Below are 23,044 nucleotides of genomic sequence, written 5' to 3' on the forward strand. Positions count from 1 at the left end.
AATCCACATCCAGCTTCTTTGATACGGCGTGCCGGTTCGCCATCGGCATTCAACAAAATGGGCAGTGACGATGCCATGGCTTCGTAAATCTTGCTGGGAACCGCACCGGGGATGGTCATTCCAAGGCTAATGATGGCGACGTCCGCGCAAGCGAGTAGTGCGGGAATCCGCTCACGCGGTTGTGCCGGGACGATCTTGACGCGGTCGATCGATTCACGCTGAATCCGTTTCTCTAAATCTTCACGCGCCGGACCGTCTCCGACCAAGACAAATCGTCCTGGTGTCGAATCCTCGAGTGACTTAGCAAGATCGAGGATCTGATTTAGCCCTTGCGCCAAACCAAGCAGTCCCGCAAAAATGAAAATCGGTCCCGGTTCCGCCCCGAGCAATTGACGCGCTTCGTCATCGGCGTGCCCGGGACCAAAGCGACTTGGATCGACGCCATTGGTGATGACCTGCGTTCGTACTTCCGGACAACGTGCTTGCACCGATGCAATGATTTCATCGGATTGTCCCGTGATGGCGGTGGCACGACGGTAGGTTGCCAGTTCTAAGCGTTCGGCCATCTTGGTGGCGAATCCTGGTTTTACTACCCCCATTCGAATCGCCGACTCGGGCCATAAGTCGCTGACGTTGAACACAAAGGGACAGTTCCATCGTTTGGCTAAGTATTTGGCCGCGTAACTGATGAATAGTGGTGGTGATTCGACGAATAGCAAATCGGGACGTTGGCACAGTTTAGGGCCAAAGCGTTTAGCCCCGCGAACGAACGAAAAATAGCAGCGAATGCGTTTAATAAAACCTTGTTTGGCGGTGTACAGCGGAACGCGAACGGTGCGAATCCGTCCGACCTGATGCACATGAGGTTGTTGGGAATCAAACTCCTCAAACACTTTCCCGGTTGGATAGTTCGGTAGCGCCGTGAGCACCTCGACCTCCCACCCCAAATCGATTAGACGTTCACCAAGTTCGGATAAACGAGCTTGAGGCGCCCCCATCTCAGGTGGAAAGTACTGCGTCAATATGCAGATTTTGGGACGTGATCCCGCGGATGAAGCCGCCGATCCCGTTGCTTGTCGCGACAACTCAGTGAGCGACATGTTCGTTAGCTCCGGTGTTGATAGATTTATCGTGTGAGGTCAAGTTAATGACCGCTTTAAATTTGCCAGCTTTGGTTCGTGGTATCTCCGTAACCTGTTCCACCGCCACTTCGACATCCCCCATTCTCTGCCGCACTCGACTTTGGATATCCGCAACGTCCGCAGCATCAAATGCTTCGGTAGGAACCACCTTCACGCGAATACGTGTAAGTGTTTCTTGTATCACTTGTCCTTCGCGAACATTCGGTTGATCGACAAAGACGCCATGAAAGCGAACCATCCGCCGACCATCGGGACCGATTAGAACATCTTCCAAACGTCCAACCACCTCCTTTAGTACAGGCATCGAACGACCACATGCACAAGGTTGGGACGACCATGCTGCGATATCTCCAACGCGGTAGCGGACAAAGGGTTGATAGTTTCGCATCAAACAGGTCGTAACCACTTCGCCCGTTTCCTCCGGATCACAGAGAGTTCCATCGGGACGGATGATTTCCACCACCGAAACGTCGGGGCTGACGTGCAAGCTCCCCGCTTCACATTCGCTTGCAAACAAGCAGTTTTCGACGGTGCTGTACTCTTCATAAACTCGGCAACCGAAGGCACGCTGCATCACGTCTCGCATTTCGTCGGTTACTTTTTCGCTGGTGGTGACAATGGCCTGTAACGATTTTGGAACGTCAAGTTTCTGTTCTAAAATCATTTCCGCCAACAGGTAGAACGAAACCGCATATCCGGTCAACCATCGGGTTTGGTGTTGACGCAGCGCGTCAACGTATTGGTGTGCCGTATCGGGACGAAGGTGGAATGCAGAGAAATAGACTTGTTGTTCGACTCGGTTGTAGCGATGGAATGGTCCGCTACTGTGAGTATTCGGCTCGACAAACCGCCCCGAAAACGTGGCCCGCGGTTCGGCAAAGGAGACTCCGGCCCAGCCTGCTGAACGCACCTCGCGTACCGCACGCGCCTCGCGGACTTCCTGCCAAAGCCAGTGGTTATCGATCGGGGTTCCCGTGGACCCGCTCGTTCGCGAAACCATCCGTCGCAGCGGACGTTTTCCAGGGCGTAGGAACTGCAAAACATCGTTTCGGAGCGGTTGTTTTTCGAGCAGTGGTAAATCACTCAGTTGTCCCGCTCTAGCAGCCGCTTTCGCCGACTCGCTGTAATGATTCCTGTAGTAGGGAATTTCGAGTACTGAAGGCAGAAACGATTTTAGTCGCGTTTGCTGCCACTGCTGCCACTCGTCTGCGTTAAAGCGATCTCGGGCTTGGTACTGCTGCACAAATTTTTTGTAACCAGGTCCGAAGCGGACCCAATTCCAATACAGACCGTACGTGCTGACCGCGACATTCTGGCCTGCGACAGGAAGACGAGCGTAAAATTGATCGAGTTTGCCCATAATTCTACTCTCTAAAATCTCTGAGGTTGAATTGATGTCAGCCTGGAAGCGATGTGCTATTCCGTTTCGAATGCTCGTACCGACATTGATCTCTACTCATTTCTTCCCAACATAGACGAGGCCGTAACCGAGGACATCGCGGCGGTCCAACCACCGTGCCATTCGATCGACGATGTGCTGTGAGCTTTGGCGAATGCGGGCCGGCGCCAGGCGGCGAACGCGGTTGGGTGGTCTCATGCTTCGCAGTGCGACACCGGCATACACCGATTGGCACGAGACTTCTTCAAAGCCGGGTTCCGCACACATCTTTTTCAGCAGTGACCGGCGAATGTTTTTCTGCCAAACAATGCTTGGCGGAACGGCTTTGCGATACCAATATCGGATTTCGCGGCGCATTGTCCAAGGAGACCAGAAGTTGGGGACAAATTGATACAATAGTCCTCCGGGTTTTAGCACGCGGTGGGCTTCGGACAAGATGATCCGCTGTTGGTCGCGTGTGAAATGCTCGAGCACACCGAAGCTCGCATAACAGTCCAGCGAGTTGTCTTCAAACGGCAGGTCGAGAATTGTGCCTTCGACCCAATCGGTTGTTCCGGGCAAGTCTTTGAGGTTTTCGCCACGAGCTTGGGCATCTTCGATCAATTTCGCCGAGTAGTCCAGCCCAATACAGTGATGCCCCAGCGAGGCAAACATATAGACGAATTGCCCCAAACCGCAGCCCGCCTCGACAATTTTGCTCTCCGGCGGCAAGACATCAAATAGCGGCTTTAAATGGTCGGCATCGTACAGGCCCTGGCAATGTGCAATCGTTTCTTGAGCAGTGGCGACAAGGTGTTCTTCCCATTGGTCTGCCTGAGTCGGTAGAGTGATGCTCATATTGTCTCCTGCTTGATCCAGCGTTCGTCGTCGATTGAAAGGGGCGTTGCGATCCCATAGCTTTGCAGCACACGTTGCGGAGCGTTGGCAAGTAAGAAGGAATGGATTTGTTCAAGCTCCGACGTATCGAACAACTCCTTGCTGCGACCTACCGCACCGCTGCGAACACCATCATGGGAATGAGGGATTTCTGGCTTTTCTTGATCGCCAATCATGAACTCCAGTAGCTTAGCGACCTCATCGTCATAATGTTCGACAAGTTTTTCGTAGTGAATGGCGACTTGACGTGAGTCGGGAATATCTGCCAACCCATTGAGAATGTCGCGTTGGTTGGCAGTGTAATACCAACTAAGAAAGTCGACCAAGCTATACCTTGCTGCGTCTTGAAATCCGCTCGGACGTACCCCGAGGTATCCGCGGTGAATCAACCGCATCCAACGCAGACGATGCAGCATGTGAATCGAAGCACTTCGCGTCGCAAAGATTCGACCGCCGTAGGCATGGGCACGATAGCGATCGATGAAACCGCCACAGTCATTTTTTGCAAGAAATTTTTTCATCGACGCGATCGTGTCCAGCGGATTTCGCTGGAAATGCACGTACCGTGCGTCGGGAAACGCTGCCTTCAGTAGCGGCAGAAAGTTGGATAACGTGGGTGAGATCAGTACGGTCGGATTGCCTGCGGCACGGGATTCGATGTACGACCGAACACGACGCACCCGCCACGGCTTCAATAGCGAATCGACCAAGCCAGACCGTGTGATGCCGTCATCGCAAAACGGATTGACCGACTTCATCGGGTATAGCGAGTATAGGAACTGCGTTGTGTAGGTGTTATGCGTAAACACGCTGTGATCAGGGATACAGCGTACCACGCGAGATAACCAACTGCTGCCCGAACGTGGCGAACTAAGAATGATGGTGATTTCCACGGAGCATTAATCCTACAGAGAATCGCGATTTGCAACTGCCAGCTTGGGGTTGCGATAGACCAATAACTGGGAACGGGCAAATTTGTGTCGGAACCAAATGGGCATGCGAGCATCAACCCGATGAGCCCAACGACGATATTTGCGATTAAACGAGCCACCCGGAAGTAGTTTGTGAAACCGTTCGATGCTGCCGAGTGAAATCGCTTTTACATCCTCGAAATACAAGCCCGCATTTTTCAAATAGGTGTGCGAGCTGTTACTACGGTCGGGATGCGGATCGCTGGCTTTCCAATTAGCGAATGCCTTTTTGTTCAGCGAAGAAGGACGATTTCGCACCGGCACCATCCATCGCAACGCGTCGAGCGTGGGGCTGTTCTCGGCAGGTTCAAAAAATCTTGCTTCGCCATCAGGTTTAAGCATTCCGGCTGCTTTGCCCAAATACTCTCGCTCGAGTTCTTCGGTCAAGTGATGCAGAAACGCTTTTCCCACAATACAATCGAATGGTTCTTCTTCAAGATTCAACGCCGTGAAGTCACCGGACATGCCCTGCACGCGTTCGCGACCGAACCCAAGTCGCTCTGCCGCTTGATTAACGATTCGGGCACTCTCGCTCGAAATGTCCACGGCGACGACTTGAGCCCCAAGCACGGACATTGCCAATGCGTTGACGCCGTTGCCACAACCCAATTCCAGCACCCGTTTCCCTTTTAGTCGCTCCGCAAAACCATCCATGTACATCCCGTACCAACTGGTGTCGGTTCGCACCGCGTCGTCGAAGAAGGCTTCAAAATTTTCAACAACGTTGACGATTTCGTCGACGTTCACGTCACGATAGGATTGATCGTAATGTTGCTCGTTCTCGCGAACATTCTCGGTGGTGTCAGCGACGCGCATGGTTCCATTCCGTAAGTGGCATTTTTATTTTCGCTCGAGATGATTCCCAAGTTTCCATTGAGCAGTGAGCTCGCGCAGAGGAAACAAAGAAAGCATCAGTGATTTGCGTTTTCGTTCAACGTTTCGAATAGACGGACCCACTTCGGCAAGATCGCAGGCCAATCAAATTGGCTGGCGAAGGCATGGGCATTCCGCGATAATTTTTCGGCGAATCCGTCTTCGTCCAAAACACGACGGACCGCTGTCCCCATTGCGGCCGGATCTCCGGGGGGGACAAGCAGTGCATTTTGATTGTGGTCGACCAGATCAGGCATGCCACCGACATCGGTACTGACGACGCACAATCCACATGCCATTGCCTCGAGGACGCTAACGGGGGTGTTGTCAAAATTAGTGGTGTTGATGAATACGTCACTTTGTGCGAGGTAATCGGGTATCTGAGTTTTCGGAATTCCACCTGTAAACTGAACACGATCTGAGACACCCAAGTCGTGGGCCGCTTGTTGTGTGGCCTGCAAGCTACCGTCGCCTTTGTCAGGACCTACCATCGTCAGCTGGATATCAGGATAAACGTGTTGCAGATCGGCAATCAACTGGATTGCCAATGTTGGATTGTACAGGTGATGAAAACTGCGTACCCAGACTAACTTCGCAGTCGGTTTGTCTCGTAAATGAAAGGGGTAGCGACTCAAGTTCAGCGGATTGGGTAATAGCTGAATATCGTTGCGATAAATTTCCATTCGTTGCTTCAGGTAATCCGAAGGGGTCGTGACCACGGTGGCATGCCGCAGTAATCGACCGACGCGTCGCGGCCAGCGTCGTCCGAACTCGGGTAGATTGCCCCCACGCAAGCTCAATGCATACGGTTTCCCAGCAGCTTGCAATACGAAGCAGGCAGCTTCCGCCAATCCAAATCCGAGTCCACTGTAAACGTCCACGTTGGCAGCGGTGTAATCGTGGCGCCGACTCCAGGTTGTCGTGACAATATCCAGCAAACGAGCGGCGCGGGCGGCTTGATTTGACGCCGTCAACACGTTCAGTCCGACCGATTCAAGCTTGCCCGCTAGGTCCTCGCAGACAGAATAGTTTCCTACCTTGCCAGACAGAAAATTGCCTACCAATAGGACCGAGGAAGTGGTGGAGGTGCTCATCGCGAAGCCAACACAGTGTCGTAGATCTCTGAAAGTTGTCCGAGGACCGCCTCAGCGCTGTACTGCGTCTGGACTCGGTTAAAGAAAGCACGCCCCAAAGATTTTCGTTTGGATTCATCGGCCAGCAACGAAACGATGGCGTTTGCCAATTGAGTGGATTCACTTGCGGGAACGAGCAATCCCGCATTGCCATTGTCCAGGACATCCCCGCATTGTCCCACACGCGTTGCCACCACTGGCATCGAGGTGGCGCCATATTCTAGCAACGAAACGGGTAGCCCTTCGGACGTCGAACTGAGAACGCCGATGTCACAGCATTGCAGAATACTGCCGACATCCTCGCGTATCCCCATCAAAGTGACGTGGGATTGTAATCCCTGGATCTGAATTTCGCGTTGTACGCGTGTCAGGTAATTGGCGTCAGGATGAGCTCCGACTAACAACAGATGAGCCTCAGGGTAAATACCGACGACCTGTCGCATCGCGAGGATCAGTGTCAGATGGTCTTTGACAGGGCGAACATTGGCGACGCATACGATCCGTGTGCCTCGGCGTCCTGGCAATTCGCAATTAGCAGTCACTTGTTTTGTGGTGTCGACGAAGTTTGGCAAGCACCAAATGCGGTCTTTGGGGAAATGCAGCCGATTTTGCGACCACTCGGCTAGCGGTTTGCTTACCGCGACCACGCCTGCGACATGTCTGAGCAAAAGACGGAACAACCATGCTGGTCGTTCTTTACGTTCATTGGTTCCATAGTGGTCGTGCCAAACAATCGCAGGCCAGGGTGAGAACATCGCTGCCAGTCGCGCGACTAGAATCGACGAACCGTGAGCATGCAGGACATCCACGCGTTGTTTGCGGTTGTAGCGTACCAGGTTGCGAATCGCACCAAAATCAAGCGTATGCCCGCGATACAGACATATGCGACCGACATCGGCTGAAACGCTGTTGGTCAGAGGGCCGTCTCGACGCGTCGTACAAAGCGAGGTTCGATAACGATCACGAGGCATCTGGTTGACCAACTCGACGGCGACCCGCTCACGCCCGCCCAAGTCGAGCGTGTCGGTCATGTGCATCACATGAATTCGACGATCGGTTTTATTTTCCGCAATCATTCGTTCAATAATACTTCAGCGGAATCTAGTTTGGGAGAAGGAGATGAAGGGGCATTCGTGACCAGTTGAACGCCCCAGGTGTGTTGCAGCAAATTAGCCAAAGCCAATCGCAAGCCGTCGCGTGAATAACGCTGTGACCAAAGCGAAGCTTGTTGGCCGAGTTCGCGGTATTTTGTCAGGTCTTCGGCAATTGACTTTAGAGCGGTGACAAATTGTTGAGGATCGCCATTTGGCAACAAGATTCCTCGCCCAGCAAGCATCCTTGCCACTTGCCCGTGGTCGACTGCAACGCAAATGAGTCCATGGCACATCGCTTCGGCGATCACCTTAGGCCAACCTTCTGAATGGACCGAAGGCAACACGAGACAGTCGGCCCAATGGTAGTGTTCAAGAGATTGTTCAAATGGAACGGCCCCCACAAAGCGAGTGAATCTATCAATACCCCTCGCCCTAGCCAGGGCTTCTAGTTCGGACCGCAACGGGCCATCGCCCACGATGCGAACCTCCAATTCGACGCCGCTGGCGGCAACAGAGGCGATTGCTTCGATAAAGACATGCACTCGTTTTTCGGCTACCAAACGTCCCGAGAAAAGTGCTCGCAACGGGCAGGAAAACATCTTGTCTCGTGCATGGATGACTGCCGACTCAACCTGCTCGTCGCTCATCATGGAGGTAAAGAACGAATGGATGTGCGGTGGCTGGTTTTTCCAGTCTCCGTAAACCGTGACCGGAGCACCCCACCACCACGACTTCAGCAGCCAACGCTGCAATCGTCCTGTCAAATTCTCTCCAGCATACCCGTTCCATTGTCCCGCATATTTTGCCACGCGATAGCGAGAAAAGAATCTTGCCAAAATCACGCCGAGGAAGCCGAGGTTTCCGGGACATCGCACATGTATGGCATCCGCTTGCGACATTGCGAGGCAAAGTTCCAAGATTACAACTGGCAGCTTTATGCTTTGTATAATCTTTGCTTTTAAGGTATCACCGCCGGTGTGAACAATGGGGCAAATCTTGATGTTGGCACGCTCAAATCGCATGCTATCACCTTTCGGCGTGGCGTCTCGACAAGGTGCGGCTATCAATACTTCCGAAAATAAATCCGCCCAGATGTCAATTTCCCTAGCGTAGGGACCAAAGGCATAGAGATTGTCTTGATGACGGAAATGCATCACATGGGAAATGACGACGATTCGTTTCAAGTTCTGTCTATGCTCCGCAGTAGATCGCCTTCGTAATACATGGATGGAGTAACGACAGCGCTAGCAACGCATTGAATAAAACAAGACGCAGTGACCGCGAGCCGGGCTCGTATCTTCACGAAATTGTCACTCGACGATTAGTGTTACAATCTCGTTTTGGCTTTGTTGGATTGCTGTTGTTCATATCAACATCCCAATGTTCGCTCAATAGTTCCCGTAATGCGTCGCGCAAAGTTTCCAAGGAATAACGTTGCGAAAACTCAGCAGCTCGACGCGATACATCGACTTGCTGGTCCGGCGAGGTAGCGATTCTTTCGAGCGTGTTTGTCAGAGAATCGATGTCTCGCGCCGGCACGACAAATCCTCTTCCCTCCCCCAGCATCCAAGGCACCAAACCACGATCGGATCCGACGCACACTAAACCACAAGCCATCGCTTCGGCGATCGCTTTGGGCCAGCCTTCGGTGTCCGAGGCCAGTACCAGCACCTGAGAACGGTCGTAGAAGTCAAAGACTTGCTCAAAGTTGATTGCTCCTGCAAAATGGACACAAGTTTTCAGATCGAGCCGTGCAACCAGTTCTCTCAGTTGCTCGTTTTGCTCGCCATCGCCGACGATGTCACAGCGCACCGCTACGTCTCTTTGCGCTAAGTTTGCCACCGCCTTGATTAGCACATCTGCATTTTTGTTTTTCGATAGCCGGCCCACAAATAGAATCGACAATGGAGATTGAGGGACTTTACGAGATGCAATTTCTTTTGCTTGTCGGATGTGGGCAGCCGTCATTACGGAGGTGAAAAAAGGGATTACGTGTGGCGGTTGGTTTGGCCAATTGCCATACACGGTCACTATCCCACGCCACCACCGCGACCCGAGTAGATAACGCTGCAGCCGAACGCTCCATGCCTCCTCAGGAAAACCGCTCCATTGGCCCGCGTATTTTGCAATCAATTTGTTGCTAAAGCAAGGAGCGAGGATCACACCTAGTAGCCCTAGGTTGCCGGGACATCGGACGTGCACTGCGCTCGTTCTGTACAAAGCCAAACACAGTAGCCACACGATGCGTGGTAGTAGAACTAGTTGTTGTAATTTGGCCGCCAACGAATCCCCTCCACTTGCCGGAATTGGCCGCAGATTGACGTTCGCTCGCGAGATGGCTAAACCATCGCCTGGAGGTAGTCCATCCTTGCAGGGGGCGGCAATCATGACTTCCGGAAACAGGTCGCACCAAACGTTGATTTCACGAACATAGGGGCCATAGGCAAAGATTTTGTCGCGATGCCGATAGTGAGTGACGTGCGTCACAATCAGCAATCGTTTAACCGTCGGCACAGTCGTCTCCCAATCGTGCTATCACGTGTTGCAATGTCTTGCCGCAGATGCGGCCGTCGCGGACCTGAATGAATCTCATCTCACAATTGGATGCAAGTTGACGGTCGGATTCCGAATCACCGATCATCAGAGAACGTTCTACGTCAATATTCCACTTGTCGCGTGCAGCATGAATCATGCCCGGTTGCGGTTTGCGGCAATGGCACGTGCCGATTTCATGAGGGCAGACAAAGACGTCATTGATGATTGCATCTTTCTTGGCAAGCTCGCGAACCATTTGTTCGTGGATCGCATCGACATTTGCTTGTGTCATCTTGCCTCGCGCCACGCCACGCTGATTGGTTACCACGATGACCAAAAAATCCAATGCATTGAACAAGCGAATCCAATCAATGGTATTGGGGATCCATTGAAACTCGTCCCAATTGTGGATGTATTCACCTTCATCCGCTTTGACGTTAATCACGCCATCGCGATCCAAGAAAACACACCGCCGGATCACCATCGGTCTCCATCAACAAAGATGACTTTGCTGCCTTCGGGTTCCATGCGAAAGGGAACCTCGATTAGATCGAAAAGGGCTTCACGTAATTGTGATTGCAGATGTGGTTCACAGAAAAAGAGGACAAATCCCCCATCACCTGCACCGAGCAATTTGCCGCCCAGTGCACCGGCGTCGATTCCACGATTGTAGACTTCGTCGATAGCCCCATTGCTGATGGATGACTCAAGCGTTTTCTTTGTTTCCCACGCTTCATGCAACAGCCGTCCAAAGGCATTTAGATCCCGTCCTTCGGAAAGAATGTTGCGCATTTGGTGAGCGATTCCGCAAAGTTGACGTAACGCGGGACGGCGTGAATCACAATTGGACTTCTGTTTCTTTAGCACGCTGCTGGCGCGACGTGTTTTCCCGGTGAAAAACAACAGTAGCCGGCGGTTGAGTTCTTCCCACGTCCCACGTCGACAGACAACGGGGTCGACGAACACGGTCCCGTCGGGGTGGAACTGAATGAACTTCAAGCCGCCAAACCCGGCAATGTATTGGTCCTGTTTCCCAATCGGTTCTTTTAGAATGTTGATTTCAATGTTGCATGCTTGCTCGGCCAGACGTTTTGACGTGACAACATGGCCGTTGAGAACATGCAGCGCGTGCAATAATCCGACGGTGAAGCTGCTGGAGGATCCCATGCCGCTTTGCCCTGGCAGATCGGCAACCGAAACAATTTCTAACCCTTTTTTGATATCCAGCGACTTCAAGCACTCTCGCACAATCGGATGTTGAATTTCATCGGGGGTATCGACAAGCTCGGTTTGCGAGTAGCTGACACGAAACGAATCGCCAAACCGCTCCTTTACGGTCAAATACATGTATTTGTCGATGGCCGTCGAGATCACGGCGCCTGGTTCTTGGCTGTGGAAGACTTCGAGATCCGAGCCGCCACCGGCAAAGCTGATACGAAACGGAGTACGCGTGATAATCATGCTAATTGCTCTGCGATACGCTCGAGTCGTTCGGGGGTGCCAATATCATAAAATCGTTCTTGCGTAATGTGTCCGACCAAGCCCCGCTCCGAAATCAACAGAGGGAAAATCTGTTGTTCAAGTGAGACTTGCCCTTCGGGGATACGCTGCAGCACCGAACGTTTAAACGCCAAAACACCCGCTTCGACATATTGCAGTAATGGATCGTCCGGTGCGTCCTTTTTGTACTTGGTAATAAAATCGCCATCGTCCAAGGCAATGTTGTTGGTAACGCCTGTGTCTTCGCTTTGATTGTCATACACGGTCACGGCGCCGGTTGCTGAAGTATTGGCAAGCGTATCGAGCACTTCCGCATATTGAATCGGTAAATAAGAATCGCCATAAATCACCAAGAAAGATTCCTGTAGCAGCGGGGCGGCTTGACGCAGTGCGCCACCCGTGCCCAGCGGAGTGGTTTCTTTTGAATAGGCAATGCTGATTCCAAAACGGCTACCATCACCAAAGTGCTCTTCGATCTGTTCACTCAGGTAGCCTGTCAACAATACAATATCGGTAATCGATTGTTGCTGGAGCAATCGAAGCTGGTGTTCGAGGTACGGCGTGCCGGCGATCGGCACCATCGGTTTGGGGACCGTTTTGGTGAGCGGCCAAAGCCGCGTGCCAAGACCGCCAGCGAGGATTACGGCTTGCATGTCGTTTGATTAATTTCTTGGAGTGTGTTTTTTATGGCAAAGCGAATCGCTTGTTCCGAGTTGTGCTTTGCTTGCCAGCCGAGTTGGTTGATCGCAGAGACGTCCAGTAAGAATCTTGGCACGTCTCCCGCCCAACCCCCTTCGGTTCCGGTGTACTCGAATTTGACATTTTCCAGGTTCATCGCCTCGACCATCAGTTCTGCGATTCGGTCGACGGTGATCCAGTCGCTACATCCCAGGTTGAAGGTGTTGATCGGTTGTTTAGCATGCTCAATTGCAAACAACATCGCCTCGACGCATTCGCTGCTTAACAGATACGATTTTGCTTGTTTTCCATTACCAAGAATCGGCAGTGTGCTGGGATCGTCGAGCAGTTTATGAGCAAAATCGGCAATCACAGTGCGACCACGCGAACGCACTTTCTTTCCGACAATGTTGGCAAATCGAAACACCCAACACTGCATGTCAAACAGATGTTGAAACGATCCAATCAGACCCTCGCAGGCCAGTTTGCTGGCGCCATACAGAGAAATTGGGTGCGGTGCTTGTTGCTCGCTGATGGGAAGCGTTTCGCACACGCCGTAGACGGCCGAAGTGGAGGAGAACGCAAGTTTTTTTACACCCTGTTGCCGCATCGTTTCGAGCACAGCATAGGTCGCAAGTGTGTTTTGTTTCAGGTCCTTGTCGGTGGCATCGCCCGCAGTGAATTTGACGTCTGGGTTGGCGGCCAGATGGTAGACCATCTCTACCGAATCCATCGCGGCGTCTAACGCCTTTTGATCGAGCAGATCGCCTTGGATGAAACGAAATTTGTCATGGGTAAGCAGCGGTTCAATATGCTCTAAGCGGCCGCTACTGAGGTTGTCTAGCACGGTGACGTGATCGCCTCTCGTGACCAACGCTTCGGCCAAATCAGAGCCGATACAGCCAGCACCACCCGTAATTAGTATCTTACGTGACATCTTAACCGTTGTAATTTGTTTGTAGGGGAGGGGTGTTGACCCGCTGTGTACCAGAACGCAGTGATGCGGTCATACGCTGTGTGATTCGAGGTCGGTGATGTAAAAAAACAATCGCCGCAGCGACAATAAACCAGATTCCCTTGGATTGGAACTGTGTTGAGGTAAATGCGGAAGATAGCGTTATCGTGACAAGCAGTCCCAGGGGTAAATCGCCTCGGCGACGATGTTCCCAACCGATATAGGCAAAAGAGAACACAAAGGCGGTGAACACGATAATCCCCGGAACTCCGTTTTCCGCGAGTGTTTTAAGCCAAGCCGAGTGGGCGGCCTTCTCGACACCGAGCTTTCGTTTTCCAAGCCCATCGGTGTTTTTCAGATTCGCCCAACCTCGCTTGAATCCGCCGGTGCCGATGCCTAATGGGTTCTCCAAAAACATTCGCCACGCACCGATCGCAAAATCGGATCGGCTGCTGGTTCGTTCGGCGGCGGTGTATTGATCATCGAACAGTTTTTCGATACGTCCGGTTGATCGATCGCGAAGATTAGGAAAGGCATTGATCACGACGACGATGGCAAGCACACCGACCACAATAAACTTGAAGCGTTTTGTATTGGAACGCACCGATGACAAAACGAACAAAATGCAAGCGCTTGCGACTAAAATTCCACCACGGCTTCCGACCAAGAATACCCAGCAACAATTGACCGAAAAAAGCACAAGTAGCGTCGTCCGTGCCCTTCCCTCTTTTGATTTTCCAGCGATTGCAAAACAGGTAGCAAAGATGCCGGTAAGAAAAAAGTAGGTGAGCGCATTGGGATCGATATAGTTGCGATCAATGATGTCTTTCTCGACATACTCGGCGCGAGCCTCGACAAAGCTCAAATCGTTTTGCATGAAGAAAAACGCGAGACCACCAAGCGCCGAAAGCATCCCAATGGAAATTCCTAACACGTACCAGATATGCGTGTAGTTTCGGCAACGATAGAAATAGGCGAGCAGTCCAAAAACCGAAACCAAATTGAGTAGATGGAGGATGCCGTCTTTCAGGCCTGGGGTCAGGATTAATCCAGCAAACAGGATAAAAACAAAAAACTGCAGCAGTCGAGTGTGAGGATCTTTTTGTCGTAGCTGAAGTGGAATCGTGAGCAGGATGACGAGGACAAGCCAATAGTTAAATGTGTTGTACCGTAGCACACCCGTTGTCATCAGGAACACGCGTGAAAGTGCATCGATCGAACAGATGGCGCTGACCCCCAACACGCCGATCAGCGGATGACGTAGTCCCGCCATCGCCATCAAAAAACCACAGAATGTGATCACGGCCAAAGCGGCTTTGAAACCGACAATGCCCGTGGTCAGCCATAGCAGTGCCACCCCGATGCCGATCCACAGTGCCGCATTCTCTGCCTTGCTGCAGCGAGGCACCGCTGCATTGCGTTCAATCGGAGGAGGTCCGGTCGCAACGAAGACGCGATGAGAAGCCAAGCCAGTCGACATGGATATTCTTTGTTATCCCGATTTCAGTTTAGAGTCACGTCGCAAAAATCGATCGACAAAGAACATGGTTCTACCGCGTACAAAGTTCCATCGCCGCTTCATCTGTCCCGGTCGGACGAAGGTCAAACTGCGCAATGCCGTGTCGAGACCAAAGGCATAGATGAATCGCAACGTGTCAAGAAAGGTGCGGTTCTCTAAGCATCGTTGGTGTATGTCGTAGGCATTTTGGATCCCGGCATAGGCAATCACATAACTGTTCGGCCGTCCCGCTTTGTCGGGCAAATGCAACACATGGGCTTTTCCCGCCAACATCAGTTTGCCATGACGACCCATGCGGAGACTGATGTCGAGGTCCTCGCCCGTGCTGTGACCACCGAAGGCTTCATTGAACTTTACCTCGCGGATCACTGATGTTTTCCACATCATTGCGCAACCGCTGAGCCAGTCGCCCTGGACGACGGATTCGGTAGGCGGCTGGAAAATCCAGGGGACCGAGATTCCGCCTCGGGTGTAAGTGCCAGGTTTTAAATTCGGAACGATTCGGAACAGACGACGGATACGCCACAGCAACGGCGGCGACTTGACACCTTGTCGATCATGGGCGTTCACTCCGACCACTTGGTCTTCGTTATCCCGATAAACTTGAACCATTTCCGCGAGACATCGTGGCTGCAGCACAATGTCGTCGTCAAAGAACACAAGTAAATCGGTTGCTGCCCAACGAACCGCGAAATTGCGAGAACAGGTCAAGGTTTGAAACGCACCCTGGACGCGAAAGTAGAATACCTCGTGAGCCAAATCCGCGATTCTAGGGTAGCTGGCGATTCGCTGTTCCGTTTCGTCTCCAGGACTGGCGTCGACAATTACAAGGCGATCCGGCTTCAGGTCTTGTTCGGGCAGCGAGTCAAGAAAGCGAATGCAACTATCAGGACGTTTGAACGTGCAGATACACACGGTCAAACCTTTGCGGAGAGGGGCTGTTTCCTCGGGAAGCGATGGAATATCCGACACTCTCACTCCATCGCGAATGAAAGTCAAAATGTCGTCGCGGGAACGAGCGTCAACGCGGGGTTCGGTTACGGATGCACTCATGGGAATTGGTCTATTTAGGCAGCCACCTGCGAGTAAGCTTCGATGCACTGACGATAAAACGCCTCATTTTGTGAACGAAGTTTATGGATCGAAAAGGTCTGTTCGATTCGTGCGCGACCCGCTTCGCCCAGCCCAGAGGCGACTTGTTCGTCTTGGAGTAAGCGAATGATAGCCGCACTGATCTCATCAATGTTATCGGGATCGACGAGCAAGCCATCATGCCCATCTCGCATCAGCTCCGATCCCGCCCCGCGTCGACTGGCGATTGTGGGACAACCGCACGCCATTGCCTCCAGCGGCGCAAGTGCAAACGCTTCGGCATAAGACGGGAATATGGCCAAACGGGCTTGACGAAGAACGTTAAACAATTCGTTGCGGTCAAGATGTCCGTGAAAGACGACATGTTGCAACTCGTCGCTACTCAGAAGCGAACAGAGATATTGCTGCATCGATTCGCCTTTGATCGTAGGGCGGTCTTTTCCATAAATATGAAGCATTGCGTTGTTGCATTCCGCGAGCACTTGACGCCACGCTTTGAACAAAGGAATGACCCCCTTTTTTTCGGTGAGCGTTCCCGTAAATACCACATCTTGATTGGAAGTGCGATCCGCTGTTAGCGATGGTTGCACTTCGACCGGGTTGTAAAGGATTGCGTCCGGACCGTTTCGCAGTTTGAAAAGTTCGCGAGTCTTGGCTGCGGTGTAGTGGCTCACCGAGCACCAGTAATCGACGCGGCGCATCGAAGCGCGTTCCAGCCAGTAAGTGGTATTGTTGACCGAACCATTGATTTCCGCAGCAAAATAGCTGGCCGATCCATTCAGTCTGGCGACCACCGGAACGGGTAACTTGGGCCATCCCGCAGCCCAACCCGCCCAGTCAGGCACTTCGACGATGTCGACTTCACCGTTTTGACACCAGCGAGAGATGTGTTTGTACAAATGGTAGCGACTGGTCAGCGCCGCGATGGGGCCCGGAGGGCGGCGAAATCTCCAGACTCGGACTCCATGGTCTTCTTCGTAATCGGCCGATGGATAACTTCGTGGGTACATCCCCGCAACGCGAACTTGGTGCCCAGACTGAGCCAATTCCCTCGCCAGAACTTGGACACAGGTTCCGATGCCTCCATGGGGCCCCGGAGGATATTCGTTACAGATGAAGCAGACTTTCATTAACCTTGAACAGCGATCTGCTTGAGAACTTTTGTAATTTTGTCACTGGAGTTGCCGATCGGTAGATCGAGCTCGAGTTCCACGAACTGACGTCTCTTGTCGCGATCCAGCGAGGGATCGTCAAGGTAGGCATTGACGTGCTCGGCCAATTCCTGCGGGGTGTTGGCAAATCGCGCCGCTCCCATTTCGACGACGGGGCGATAGTGCTCGAATTTGTAGTAGTAATCTTTTAGTGGCACACCAAACGGCGGCGGTGACATCGTATTGAAACCGATGTTCACGACCGGTTTGTCACGGATCGCAAAATCCAGTGTCATGGTGGATGCAACATTGATATTCAAATCCACATGCTTTGTCAGATTCGCCAGCAGTTGGATATCCTCACTCGAGGGAATGACAGAGGTCCAATCACCAGGGATCGTCTGCAGCCAGCGAGGTTTGCTGTAAATCAACTCGGGATAATCTCGACAAACATCACCATAACGGACCCGCTCATCGGCGCGAGTCACCGGAGCAGGACGCAGCAGCACTTGGGGATTGCCTTTGATGCGTCCTGAACTGACCAATTCCATCAAGATCCGAACGTGATTCTGATCTTCGGGGGTCGTACCTGGCTCGCCGCCTGAGTAACAAATAATCGGTCTTGCCGGGTCCGCCCCCACCTGGCGACAGAATTCTTCGCGTGTCCAGACCAAGGATTCGTCCGCATAGGGATCAAACTGCGGAGTTCCGACCACATGAATATTGTCACCGTTGACTTCGGGATAATACTGCAGCAGTTCAACACGCATCTGGTCACTCCAAACCAGAAAATGATCAAACGGTGCCGCGATGCGGCCTTTGCTGGTGATGTTGTCCCAGCTGAAGATAAACGTCGCTGTGGGGATTCCCATCGATCGCGCCGCAAGTGCCGCTGGAATCACTTCGAGACAGCGTTGATGAGAACAAAACAGGACCGTAGGGCGAATCTCTTCAAAAAGCTTGACATACTCGTTGACACTTTCCAGCTTGGCAGCCGCCCGATCATGCCATTGCAACAGTTTGCTAATCCGACGTGGCGAGGCTGACATCCAACCATACGCGCGAGAGGCATAAGTTTGGATTCGGCTACGCCTATTGCCTCGGACCGGCATTTTGCGGGCGTATCGCATAGCCATCGTGTCGTTAAGGTGCAGATGGGCATGTGACAGCGATCGACGCAGAAAACGTACTAGTGGTTCATCCCGATACGCGATGCACTGCCTCCAATGCACTCGCCGGTCTTCCGACTTTTGGTAGGATGCGAGGTGTTGCTCGGGAATATCGTGAAAAGCATATACTTCACCCAAATCGGCGGCGCGATCAAGAAAGGACCCCAGGACAAAGTTCCGGATTCCAACTCCATCAGGAAAAAATGCTGCAGTTTTCATCTGCCCCATTTTACTTGGTGGATTCTCGATTTCGACTGCCGTAACGGCATTATTTGATTGCAATAACACGGCCTAGTACTCGTTTAAGCGGTAATCTAGAGGTAATTGTTTTGCATAGTGGACGTGGAAGACAGCGTGCCACCGCTTCCGCCGTTACGACCGGCCAAAGGGGCAATTTAATCAACGTGCCTTTGACCCAAATATAGGGAATCACCTTCGAAAATCCCGCCGCTTTGAAGACACGTGCCAATTCAGTTGTCGTGTATTCTTTTAAATGTAAACCGGTAGGTTCATCGTCGTCAAAAAACTGCGAGACATCGTGAGGGCCTGATAATGCATTCGGCGTCCGGCAGATATAGACACCGCCGGGCGCAAGGACATCGATTACATTTTTCAGGTGAAGGGCAGCGTCGTCGGGGTGCAGATGTTCGAACAGGTCTTTGCTGTAGGCCACATCCACGCTGTTTCGTTTGACCGGGATGTCGCTGCCATCGGAGATCACTAATTCACAATTCTCGGGGCATCCCTCAATCGTCATGATTTCTTCGGATACATCGACCGCATAGGCCTGCTGTACCAGTTCAGACACTCCGAACGTCAACGCGCAATCACCGGGCCCGATTTCCAGAAACGTGCTGTCCGGAGTTAGGAATTGACGTAGGAATGGAATGGTGCTGGCAACACGACGTGCCCGTCCTTCTTGCTCCTTACCACTGACAAGTGGATGATGTTTGACGCGCTGAAACAGTTCGTCATAAACCTCCGAATAAAGCGTTGCGCGTTCCTCTGCCGAAGCATGACGCAATCGATCGGCAAGTGCCTTTTCGATCTCATAATGTTCACGTATCTCATCAATTGTACGCCCATCATTTTCTAATACTCTCGTACTCATCTTTTCCCCCCGGTACTCGATTAAGACTTAGATGTTTTTCATATTTCTATGAGTTGTAAAAATATCTGTAAGTGCGATCCGACTATCGCCTAGGTGTCAATACAGCCGCTATTTCCGGATCTGAAGGAAGCTGAAAATCCTCGGAACGAATAAACTGCTCGCGGTCTGGTCGCAGTTGTACAGCGGGTGATGTGAACATGCATGTGTAGACAATTCGTTCACTCTCTTTCGCCCAGCCGCCTTTGTGGTACCCGTGAGTGTCTGCAAAGACAATGGTTCCCTTTGGGCCAAATGCCGGAATCCAACGCTCTGGTGGTATCACTTCCGCCATCTGTTGGTCACTGCTACGTCGCGAGTTCGACGTCTTCGAGACAAAATCGGGCTCGCCTTTCATCTTGCCTTTGCTGTGGCTGCCAATTGCATAGCTTAAGGGGCCACTTCCTTCGTCCACGTCCGACATGTAGACGAATATTTTCATAATGTAATGAGGGTCGTCAAAGTCACGATGCCACAACTGAGATGATTGTGCGGGAGAAGTCGTTTTATACGTATGCCAAACGTTAAAGTAGGCGAGTCGCGTTGTCATTCCGAAATACTCGTTGGCGATTCGCAAAATCGGTTTTTGTAATGCGAATCGTACAAACACGCTTTGCATGTCCAGTGTTGGTCGGTCTCCTAGTAAATAACGAACGTAAGGTTTTCGTGCGTTTGCTTCGGCGGAATCATCTGCGTTACCGCGATCAGCCTTTAACAACTCTTGGTTGTCTTGCTCGAGTTGATCGACCGCCGCAGACAGTTCGCCGAGTAATGAGGATTCACCAAGCAATTTTGATGCATCCATCATGGCTAGGCCGTCGCGGTTAAGACTATCGACGACCTGCCGGGCCTGCTCAGAGAGATCATGGCGATGCAAGGTATGATTAAGCGTTGCATTCAAGTTCGAAGCGTATCGCCAAGTAAATTCCGAGCGTCGGCTTGCTTTGGCAACTTTCTTCAATAGGGAGCGAACCATTCCTGAACTCATGTACTCGGTAAATGATCGAACGTCGGTGTCGGGTGCGAAACTCCAACCTTAGCGATTGGAATTGGCCTTCGTAAAATTGAGAGTTGAATTACTTTTGGGAGCAGCTGTTTTGCCGTGTATTGGCCATGATCCGAAAATGGGAATCATTCGGGAAGCTCAGTAGCGGCTTTATAAAAGTATTGTGACGCCAGTTAGTTGCGGTAGCTTACTTTCACCGCGATTCTAATTTTTCATCAACTGGCCAGCGTGTCTCTCTACCTACGCCGTCTAACGTGCTGTCAGTTCCATTAGAATCGATGACGTAACTATGATGTCGAGATTGGATTTGCGATTCTTTTCAATTGGCTGCCTTCAGTCGTAACGTTGAATTCAACCGTCCAGTCAGAGCGTGGATTTACGACGGCATCGACAGGACTGCTCTCCCCGTAAATGTCTAAAGGAAACGCGTCTGAAAAGTGTTTCGCCGATTCTGATTCGCCTTCCAAGTACAGTTTAAAGCAGACCGAGTACATTCCTGGATTGAGCCAAAGCGGTGGCATTTGCACTGAAACTCGGTAATCGCCCGGTTCAATTTGACCAAGCCCCATCTCGGCGCTTGTATTGCAAAGTGCCATTAATTGTTGGCTTTTCATATCCGAAAGCAGTAGCAGGAGACGGAATCCGCCTACAGGGCGCGGGATTGACATCACCGTCGAGAACGTCAAGTCGGTTGACTGTGACACTGAGTTGGACGAGCCGTCGTTCAGTTCCACACGTCCGAATATGGATCGCTCGTTACGTTGATATCCCGAATCGCCTTTGTCTGAATCGAGAACCCCGAGGTCTTTGAAATAACTTTGAATGACCGTTTGGACGTCACCTTGCTCAGCGACTCGACCATTTCTCAGCATAATGCCTTTGTTGCATAGCGAGCGAATCGCCGCCATGTTGTGGCTGACGAACAAGACGGTCCGTCCTTCTTTTGCCACCGAGTCCATCTTGCCCAAACATTTTTTCTGAAACGATGCATCCCCCACCGCAAGAACTTCATCGACAAGCAGAATCTCGGGTTCAAGGTGGGCGGCGACGGCAAAGGCCAACCGCAAATACATCCCACTGGAATAACGTTTCACCGGAGTGTCCACGAAACGCTCGACACCGGCGAAATCCACGATGGCGTCAAATTGTTTTTTGACCACGCTGCGAGGCATTCCCAGAATCGCCCCGTTGAGAAAGATGTTTTCACGACCGGTCAGTTCGGGATGGAATCCGGTGCCCACCTCTAGCAGTGATCCGACGCGTCCGCGGAGATCCACATAACCAAGCGTCGGATCGGTGATTCGCGAGAGAACTTTCAGTAGCGTACTTTTTCCTGCACCATTGGACCCCACGATACCGACGACGTCGCCTTGTTTCACCTCGAACGAAATGTCTTTGAGCGCCCAGAACGAGTTGCTTTCACGGCGTTGTCGTAATTCTTTCAGTCCGCCTCGGACGGTGTTGATTGCACTTGCCGATACGTTCATCAATGATTCACGCAGCGTGCTATAGCTTTTTTGCTGAGCGCCGATGCGGTACTGCTTTCCAATCCCTTCGGCGTGAATTGCTAGATCTGATTTCATGATGTGACCAGTTGTTTTATCGAGTTGCAGCAAAGGCCTAAGTTGATCCACTGCCAGACGTAAAAGCTGTTGTCGCTTTCGCCTTTTTGATATTCATCCCATTCATTGCGGACCGACCGAGCGTCGAGCCACTGACCTCCGTAAGAATCTAACGCCGAAGTGATGTTTGCATCGGCCCAGTCTCGAAGATCTTCGCGAAGCCATTCACGTTGAGGCGTTTGTAGTGGACGCTTGGGAGCTTCCACGACACCGCCGGGCATCAATCGAGCCACGAGCTTGCGAAGTAATCGCTTTTGCACCCCATCGGCGATCTTGCGATCAGCCGGCTGACGTAGCGCCAACTCAAATAGCCGGTGATCGAGGAAAGGTTCACGAAGTTCGGTAGATGATCGCATCGAAATCCGATCATTGAATCGTAATGCTCGCGGGATTTTGGTGTGCATCGCGTCCCGGTATTGCAAGTTCCGTAGTGCATCGGGGAAGCGCGCGGGAGCTTGGAAGGATTCCGCAACCGCTACAAATTCTTTGCTTAGACAATTTGGACGAGTGGCTCCTTTCTTCGCCGCTTGCACCGTCCCAACGTCTTGAATTTTGGCCGTCCCATCGAGGACTCGCTTATAATAGTCGTAGCCCGCCCATTGTTCGTCGAGTCCTTGTCCATCCAACAGAACGATGACGCCTTCGGCACGGGCGCGGGCAAACAACTGCGCGTAGGCAAGCGTTGGCATGCCGCCAAAGGGTTCATCCTGATGGGATTGCACTGAATCGGCTAAATCGGGCACGTCGCTGGGACGTAGCGTACACTGGATTGATGGATGTTTTGTATGTGCCAACATTTGATGAACCCAGGGCAATTCATCGTAGCGGTCGTCACCGGTGACAAATGTAAACGCTTTGACTTCGCTGGATTCGCCCTGCAATTCTTGAACCAATCCCAATAACGCCGAGGAATCCAGTCCGCCACTCAGATTGACACCCACGGGGACGTCCGAGCGGAATCGAAGACGAGTGCTCTCTTTCAACAATGCCAAATACTCTTCGGCCACTTCGTCTTCGGATCTGGTGTCCAGCGTTTGCCCAGACCGTTCGGCCAAATCATACCAGCAAGTAATTTGAAGTTGATCATTTTGGATCGTCATTTGATGCCCGGCAGGCAGGGACGACACATCACGCCAAAACGTTCGTGAACTGTGTTCATAAACGCCCGCAGTCAAGTACGTT

At 52.0% G+C, this 23,044-nt stretch carries 21 protein-coding genes; all 21 read right to left on the reverse strand.

Annotated elements, in window-relative coordinates; all coding sequences use genetic code 11:
* Nucleotides 1-1,100: glycosyltransferase family 4 protein (locus tag RMSM_RS24930; RefSeq protein WP_040769316.1), on the reverse strand; the 1,100-nt coding region annotated here is incomplete at its 3' end.
* Nucleotides 1,087-2,502 (reverse strand): phenylacetate--CoA ligase family protein, encoded by a 1,416-nt coding sequence (locus RMSM_RS24935; RefSeq protein ID WP_008703075.1) that lies wholly within the window; start codon nt 2,500-2,502, stop codon nt 1,087-1,089. The genes RMSM_RS24935 and RMSM_RS24930, both read right to left, overlap by 14 nt.
* A gap of 96 nt (nt 2,503-2,598) precedes the next feature.
* On the reverse strand, nt 2,599-3,378 hold the full coding sequence (locus tag RMSM_RS24940; protein WP_008703078.1) for a class I SAM-dependent methyltransferase: 780 nt from the start codon (nt 3,376-3,378) through the stop codon (nt 2,599-2,601).
* Complete coding sequence (locus RMSM_RS24945; RefSeq protein ID WP_008703080.1) at nt 3,375-4,310, reverse strand: sulfotransferase family protein; 936 nt, start codon at nt 4,308-4,310, stop codon at nt 3,375-3,377. The genes RMSM_RS24940 and RMSM_RS24945 overlap by 4 nt, the downstream gene beginning before the upstream one ends.
* A gap of 12 nt (nt 4,311-4,322) precedes the next feature.
* Nucleotides 4,323-5,204: a class I SAM-dependent methyltransferase gene (locus tag RMSM_RS24950; RefSeq protein WP_008703082.1), complete on the reverse strand. Its 882-nt coding sequence runs from the start codon at nt 5,202-5,204 to the stop codon at nt 4,323-4,325.
* 95 nt (nt 5,205-5,299) lie between these two features.
* A complete protein-coding gene (locus RMSM_RS24955; RefSeq protein WP_008703084.1) occupies nt 5,300-6,355 on the reverse strand; it encodes a glycosyltransferase family 4 protein in 1,056 nt (351 codons plus the stop codon).
* Nucleotides 6,352-7,470, reverse strand: coding sequence for a glycosyltransferase (locus tag RMSM_RS24960; protein ID WP_008703087.1), 1,119 nt, complete (start codon nt 7,468-7,470; stop codon nt 6,352-6,354). The genes RMSM_RS24955 and RMSM_RS24960 overlap by 4 nt, the downstream gene beginning before the upstream one ends.
* Entirely contained in the window at nt 7,467-8,387 is a 921-nt protein-coding gene (locus RMSM_RS24965) for a glycosyltransferase (protein WP_008703088.1), read from the reverse strand. Before RMSM_RS24965 ends, RMSM_RS24960 begins: the two co-directional genes overlap by 4 nt.
* 400 nt (nt 8,388-8,787) lie before the next feature.
* Nucleotides 8,788-10,002, reverse strand: a complete 1,215-nt coding sequence (locus RMSM_RS24970) for a glycosyltransferase family 4 protein (RefSeq protein ID WP_040769318.1) — start codon at nt 10,000-10,002, stop codon at nt 8,788-8,790.
* Nucleotides 9,989-10,507, reverse strand: coding sequence for a D-glycero-alpha-D-manno-heptose-1,7-bisphosphate 7-phosphatase (locus RMSM_RS24975; protein WP_008703091.1), 519 nt, complete (start codon nt 10,505-10,507; stop codon nt 9,989-9,991). Before RMSM_RS24975 ends, RMSM_RS24970 begins: the two co-directional genes overlap by 14 nt.
* A complete protein-coding gene (locus tag RMSM_RS24980) occupies nt 10,501-11,484 on the reverse strand; it encodes a GHMP family kinase ATP-binding protein (RefSeq protein ID WP_008703093.1) in 984 nt (327 codons plus the stop codon). The genes RMSM_RS24975 and RMSM_RS24980 overlap by 7 nt, the downstream gene beginning before the upstream one ends.
* Complete coding sequence (locus RMSM_RS24985) at nt 11,481-12,176, reverse strand: nucleotidyltransferase family protein (RefSeq protein ID WP_008703095.1); 696 nt, start codon at nt 12,174-12,176, stop codon at nt 11,481-11,483. The genes RMSM_RS24980 and RMSM_RS24985 overlap by 4 nt, the downstream gene beginning before the upstream one ends.
* Nucleotides 12,164-13,138, reverse strand: a complete 975-nt coding sequence (locus tag RMSM_RS24990) for an SDR family NAD(P)-dependent oxidoreductase (protein WP_040769319.1) — start codon at nt 13,136-13,138, stop codon at nt 12,164-12,166. The genes RMSM_RS24985 and RMSM_RS24990 overlap by 13 nt, the downstream gene beginning before the upstream one ends.
* 1 nt (nt 13,139) lies before the next feature.
* Nucleotides 13,140-14,636: an O-antigen ligase family protein gene (locus tag RMSM_RS24995; RefSeq protein WP_008703100.1), complete on the reverse strand. Its 1,497-nt coding sequence runs from the start codon at nt 14,634-14,636 to the stop codon at nt 13,140-13,142.
* A 12-nt stretch (nt 14,637-14,648) separates the two neighbouring features.
* Nucleotides 14,649-15,728: a glycosyltransferase family 2 protein gene (locus RMSM_RS25000; protein WP_008703102.1), complete on the reverse strand. Its 1,080-nt coding sequence runs from the start codon at nt 15,726-15,728 to the stop codon at nt 14,649-14,651.
* 14 nt (nt 15,729-15,742) lie between these two features.
* The gene (locus RMSM_RS25005; protein ID WP_081614317.1) at nt 15,743-16,897 is read right to left on the reverse strand and encodes a glycosyltransferase family 4 protein; all 1,155 of its coding nucleotides are present in this window, start codon (nt 16,895-16,897) and stop codon (nt 15,743-15,745) included.
* Nucleotides 16,897-18,048: a hypothetical protein gene (locus tag RMSM_RS25010; protein ID WP_236622294.1), complete on the reverse strand. Its 1,152-nt coding sequence runs from the start codon at nt 18,046-18,048 to the stop codon at nt 16,897-16,899. Before RMSM_RS25010 ends, RMSM_RS25005 begins: the two co-directional genes overlap by 1 nt.
* Before the next feature lie 307 nt (nt 18,049-18,355).
* Entirely contained in the window at nt 18,356-19,198 is an 843-nt protein-coding gene (locus tag RMSM_RS25015) for a class I SAM-dependent methyltransferase (protein ID WP_008703107.1), read from the reverse strand.
* Nucleotides 19,199-19,280: 82 nt separating this feature from the next.
* A complete protein-coding gene (locus RMSM_RS25020; protein WP_008703109.1) occupies nt 19,281-20,042 on the reverse strand; it encodes a phytanoyl-CoA dioxygenase family protein in 762 nt (253 codons plus the stop codon).
* A gap of 485 nt (nt 20,043-20,527) precedes the next feature.
* Nucleotides 20,528-21,823: an ABC transporter ATP-binding protein gene (locus RMSM_RS25025; protein ID WP_008703112.1), complete on the reverse strand. Its 1,296-nt coding sequence runs from the start codon at nt 21,821-21,823 to the stop codon at nt 20,528-20,530.
* Nucleotides 21,820-22,962, reverse strand: coding sequence for an asparagine synthetase B family protein (locus tag RMSM_RS25030; RefSeq protein ID WP_390173414.1), 1,143 nt, complete (start codon nt 22,960-22,962; stop codon nt 21,820-21,822). Before RMSM_RS25030 ends, RMSM_RS25025 begins: the two co-directional genes overlap by 4 nt.
* Nucleotides 22,963-23,044 lie beyond the last annotated feature (82 nt).

The sequence above is a fragment of the Rhodopirellula maiorica SM1 genome (genome assembly GCF_000346295.1).
Lineage (GTDB): Bacteria > Planctomycetota > Planctomycetia > Pirellulales > Pirellulaceae > Novipirellula > Novipirellula maiorica.